The organism is Agathobaculum desmolans ATCC 43058 (genome assembly GCF_000701665.1).
In the GTDB taxonomy this organism is placed as follows: Bacteria; Bacillota; Clostridia; order Oscillospirales; family Butyricicoccaceae; genus Agathobaculum; species Agathobaculum desmolans.
Map to the genome: position 1 here is coordinate 1 of NZ_JNJN01000080.1, position 4,872 is coordinate 4,872.

4 protein-coding genes and 2 pseudogenes are annotated in these 4,872 nt (G+C 52.4%); 3 read left to right on the forward strand and 3 right to left on the reverse strand.

The window, feature by feature from the left end; translation table 11 throughout:
- Positions 1 to 200, forward strand: a pseudogene (locus T363_RS14790) (hypothetical protein); the annotation flags it as partial.
- A gap of 131 nt (positions 201 to 331) precedes the next feature.
- Here the strand turns inward: T363_RS14790 and T363_RS0113425 are convergent.
- A pseudogene (locus tag T363_RS0113425) lies at positions 332 to 823 on the reverse strand (tyrosine-type recombinase/integrase); the annotation flags it as partial.
- Positions 824 to 836: 13 nt separating this feature from the next.
- On the reverse strand, positions 837 to 1,025 hold the full coding sequence (locus tag T363_RS0113430) for a helix-turn-helix domain-containing protein (RefSeq protein ID WP_004010379.1): 189 nt from the start codon (positions 1,023 to 1,025) through the stop codon (positions 837 to 839).
- A gap of 166 nt (positions 1,026 to 1,191) precedes the next feature.
- Here T363_RS0113430 and T363_RS0113435 point away from each other — a divergent pair, with 166 nt between their 5' ends.
- Positions 1,192 to 1,749, forward strand: a complete 558-nt coding sequence (locus T363_RS0113435; RefSeq protein WP_004010378.1) for a helix-turn-helix domain-containing protein — start codon at positions 1,192 to 1,194, stop codon at positions 1,747 to 1,749.
- A 177-nt stretch (positions 1,750 to 1,926) separates the two neighbouring features.
- On the opposite strand, the gene guaA is transcribed toward T363_RS0113435, so the two are convergent.
- Positions 1,927 to 3,471 (reverse strand): glutamine-hydrolyzing GMP synthase, encoded by a 1,545-nt coding sequence (guaA, locus tag T363_RS0113440; RefSeq protein WP_031476653.1) that lies wholly within the window; start codon positions 3,469 to 3,471, stop codon positions 1,927 to 1,929.
- 204 nt (positions 3,472 to 3,675) lie between these two features.
- Here guaA and T363_RS15330 point away from each other — a divergent pair, with 204 nt between their 5' ends.
- On the forward strand, positions 3,676 to 4,614 hold the full coding sequence (locus T363_RS15330; protein WP_051643298.1) for an S-layer homology domain-containing protein: 939 nt from the start codon (positions 3,676 to 3,678) through the stop codon (positions 4,612 to 4,614).
- Positions 4,615 to 4,872 lie beyond the last annotated feature (258 nt).

A 4,872-nucleotide genomic window follows, 5' to 3' on the forward strand; every position in this document is an offset into this window, starting at 1 on the left:
AGCGTGCCCCGGCAGACGAGCCTGTGTTCCTGTTCTTGGACAAGAAGCGTGCCGAGGGTAAGCCGTACTACGTTTACATGACGGCTGGTGCCAACAAGTTCCTGCGCCGTTATTACGGCAAGGTGATGACCTACTTCTCTACTCTGGAGGGTCTGCCGCTTGTAGATATGGATTCCACCGGCCTGCAGCACGCGGACTAATCAACTGTAATTGACTCTTTCCGGTCGGCGTGTTTGCGGCGGCCTTTTTGTGTTGCACTTGTTTTCTACCTGCCGCCTACAAAGTTTTCTTTCGTCAAGTCCTGTTCGGGGCTTGACTTCTTATTTGCAGGCTTTGGCTTTCCCATATTGCCCGCCTGGGCAGCGGGATTGACCTTTAGATTGTAGTGCCGTACCGCATGGTTGAACACGGCGCTCAACTGATTGTGCAGCGTTTTTAAGTACACCGGAGAGTAGGGCTTGCCGTTCTTGTCCCGGTAACCCAGCATTTCATTCTGCCAGGCGATGACCTCCTTGGAGTGAATGTCGCACATCTTCCGCTTGCCGAAGTACGGCACCAACTTCTTGTAGAGGATATGCTCTTTCGTCCCCCAGGTGTTTTCCTTGATACGGCCTTTCATGTCCGCCACATAGACAGCCACGAAGTTTTCAAAGGTCATTTCCAGGTCGGCGGTCTGTTGTTGCAGGAATGTCCGCTCCCACTCCAGAGCCTCCCGCTTGGTGGGAAAGCCCCGTTTCATTTTCTTTACTTTCTTGCCCGTCCAGTCCTCGTAGTAAAAGGACGCATACCATGTGCCCTTTGCCTTGTCTTTGTATGCCGGCATTGTGGTTCCCTCCTTATTGTCTGTCCCGCAGCCCATAGAATTTTTCCTCGAAGTAGCGCCTGCTTACCCGTCCGGGAATGGTGAGAAAGCCTTTTTTCTTCAGCTCCTCGTTCATCTCCCGCACCAGCTTGTAGGCGTAGGGCTTGGAAATGCCCAGCTCCCTGGCGACCTCCTCTGCTCTCACAAACAGCTCCTTTTCCATGGTCAGCACCTCCTTATTTTAGTTTCGCAAATATGTTAATGTCACCATCTTCATTATACATTAACATAAGTGTTAATGTCAAGAATTTATTTCGCATTTTTGTTAAAGATTATCTTGCATCTTTCGCTTTTTTGCGCTATACTATTGGCAAAGGCGGTGGGATATTATGACAGTCGGAGACAAGATAAAGAAAATCCGCACCTTTCGAGGCATGACACAAAAGGAATTGGGGCTTGCTATCGGCTTTGAGGAAAAGGGAGCGGACAACCGGATCGCCCAGTATGAGACGAATTACCGTGTTCCGAAACGGGAACTGCTGGACAAGATGGCCGAGGCGCTGCGGGTAGACCGCCAGAACTTCTACACCATCGCCCCCGGCTCTGCCGAGGACTTCATGCGGACATTCTTCTGGCTGGACGAGGACAGCCCTGGCGCTATCCGCCTGTTCCAACTTGTCCGCAATCCGGGCAGAGCAGGGGCCGCTGATGATACCGCTGTACGGTACAATGATAGCGATGACTGGCCCGCACACCCTCCCGTGGGTATGTACTTCCAGTATGGCCTTGTGGACGAGTTCATGCGGGAATGGCTTTTTCGTCAGCAGGAGTTACACGCCGGGGAGATCACCAGGGAAGAGTATTTTGAATGGAAACTCAACTGGCCCCATACCTGCGACGATGGCCTGGAAAGCGAATATTATATCCCTTGGCGGAAAAATAAATAAGACAAGCAAAAAAACCGCCCTGCTGAATTTGTCGTTCAGCAGGGCGGTTTTGCTTGTCCTTTTGGGATTTTTCTCTTGAGAATACCGGGCGGACACAAATAGTATCAATCCAGTATCAAGAGCAGTATGGACGGGCAAAAAAGCCTGTATTCATGCGGGTTTTCGCCGTTTCGAGCGTCATTCCCACTCGATTGTAGCTGGCGGTTTGCTCGTGATGTCATACACAATACGGTTGATATGCTTTACCTCATTGACAATGCGCACAGAAACACGATCCAGCACCTCATACGGAATGCGCGTCCAGTCCGCCGTCATAAAGTCCGTTGTGGTGACCGACCGAAGTGCCAGCGTATAGTCATAGGTTCGCCCATCCCCCATCACGCCAACCGAACGCATATTGGTCAATACTGCAAAGTACTGATTCATCGTTTGCGTCAATCCGGCCTTAGCGATCTCATCACGGAAGATAAAGTCCGCTTCGCGCAGGGTGTCCAGTTTTTCCTTCGTCACATCGCCGATCACCCGGATCCCCAGCCCCGGCCCCGGGAACGGTTGGCGCATGACCAGATATTCCGGCAATCCCAGCTCACGGCCAAGCTGGCGCACCTCGTCCTTAAAGAGCAGGCGCAGCGGCTCAATGATCTCCTTAAAATCCACAAAATCCGGCAGTCCGCCCACATTGTGATGGCTCTTGATCACCGCCGCATCGCCCGCGCCGGACTCGATCACATCGGGATAAATCGTACCCTGCACCAAGTAATCGACTTTGCCGATTTTCTTGCCTTCTTCTTCAAAGACGCGGATAAATTCCTCACCGATGATCTTCCGCTTGCTTTCCGGCTCTTCCACCCCGGCTAGCCTGCTGAGAAAACGCTGCTCGGCATCCACCCGCACAAAATGAAATTTCCATTTGGCGAACGCCGCCTCTACTTCATCGCCCTCATCCTTGCGCATCAGACCATGGTCAACAAACACACAGGTCAGCTGATCGCCGACCGCTTCCGCGAGCAGCGCCGCCGCGACCGACGAATCCACACCGCCGGACAGCGCCAGCAGTACCTTACCGCTGCCTACTTTTTCCCGAATGGCTTTGATCGAGGTGTTTTTGTAATCCTCCATCGTCCAGTCACCCTTGGCATGGCAAATCTCATACAGAAAGTTCTTCAGCATCAGGCTGCCGTTCTCGGTGTGATTCACCTCAGGGTGATACTGCACACCGTAAAAGCCACGCACCTCATCCGCAATTGCCGCCGTTGGGCACATTTCAGTATGGCCGACCAGCGCAAATCCCTCCGGCACCTTTGCCATATAATCGCCGTGGCTCATCCACGAAATGCCTTTTTCCGGCAACCCACGGAACAGCTTGCAGGAGGTGTTATAGAAGGTTTCGGTCTTACCATATTCACGCGCAGTATCTGCCTGTGCAGCCGTAACTTCACCGCCCAGCGTATGTGCCATCAACTGACAGCCGTAGCAGATGCCAAGCACCGGAATCCCTAATTCAAACACCGCAGGATCGCACTTAGGCGACTTTTCATCATAAACACTATTCGGTCCACCCGTAAAGATAATACCGATCGGATCCATTGCACGGATCTCCTCAATCGTCGTTTGATAGGGCTTGACTTCGCAGTATACGTTGTGTTCCCGCACACGGCGTGCGATCAACTGATTGTACTGACCGCCGAAATCCAGCACCAGAATAAGCTGATGATTGTCCATTCCTTTTCTCCTTTCCGTATCTATCATCTATCTGCATAAATTATGACACACTTAGATTTACACGACAAGTTTTTTTGTAGTTTTTCCCCACTTTCTGCAATTTTTCTGAAAATACTCTGTGCACCGCCTTGTTTTTTAGGTATATAGACGCTTGCATTGGTGCATACTGCCTGACATAGAACCTTTCGGAAAGGATGTTGCTAATTGAAGGACAAAAAACTCCTGACCGCTGCCCTGCTGCTGCCGGTCACCGTCCTTTTTCTGGGAGCCGCATTGGCCGCCGGTCTGCTTTTTGCGCACGCCGCAGGCAGCGGTCCGACCGTGCCCAACAGAGAGGCGGAAACTTATACCGAAATTCCAATCGAAATCACCCTCACAGCAGATGATCCGGATAGGGATACCGTGCTTTTCCAACTTACGGAGCAGCCACGTCTTGGCACAGCAACCATACAGGGCAACACGCTGCATTATGCACCGGGCAGCCGAACCGGCAGAGATCAATTCTCCTATACGGCAGTAGATGCCACCGGCTGCACAGCACGTCCTGCGCAGATTCGCGTGCGTATCAGCAAAAATAAAACCGGCCTCACCTATGCGGATCTATCCGGTGATCCGACACATTTTGCTGCGCTGCAGCTTGCCGCACGCGGCGTGATGACAGGGGAAACCATAGGTGGCTGTGCGTTTTTTCATCCCTCGCGCACGGTTACACGCAGCGAATTTATTGCCATGGCGACCGCAGCTGCCAGTCTGCCGGTCACTGCCAGTACCCAAACCGACTTCGCTGATGACAGCGGCTTGTCCCCATGGGCAAGACCCTTTATCAGTACAGCTGCTGCGAACGGACTGGTGAGCGGCTATCGTACTGCCGGAGGTCTGACCGAGATTCGCGGTCAAAACCCGATCACCATCGCAGAGGCCAGTGTCATTCTTAACAATCTGCTGCTCCACACCACGGATGGTGCCCATCCCGTGTTCGCCGGCAGCCATACTGCCGGTTCCGACTGGGCTGCACAAGCGATCCACACGCTGACCCGGCTGGATGTGCTTTCCCCGTTTTCTGCCGCGCAGGAGGAAGATACAACGCTTACTCGACGAACTGCATGTGAAATGCTGTACCGCACCATGCAGTTGATCGACTGAACCGCTAACAGAAGCACCCGTTTTCTCGTTTCGAAGGTATCTGTCAGGCGGAGTAACACCGGTGACTGCCCCTCATCCGTAATTTTCCACATCCCCCGTTCTCCACGTAAATAGAAGCAGAGAAGCCGAGGTTAAAATGATCCGCCCCAGTCAAGGTAGACCGGAGAAATAAATAAAATATAGTGCGGTTATGCTCGCCGTTTCCTTTTTCGGGAACGGCGAGCTTGTTTATGCAGCGAACTTTTCTTTGTATTTTTG

Coding starts and splice junctions, on each gene's coding strand:
- T363_RS0113435 (WP_004010378.1), top strand. CDS start 1,192: ATGACAGTCGGAGACAAGATAAAGAAAATCCGCACCTTTCGAGGCATG.
- T363_RS0113430 (WP_004010379.1), bottom strand. CDS start 1,025: ATGGAAAAGGAGCTGTTTGTGAGAGCAGAGGAGGTCGCCAGGGAGCTG.
- guaA (WP_031476653.1), bottom strand. CDS start 3,471: ATGGACAATCATCAGCTTATTCTGGTGCTGGATTTCGGCGGTCAGTAC.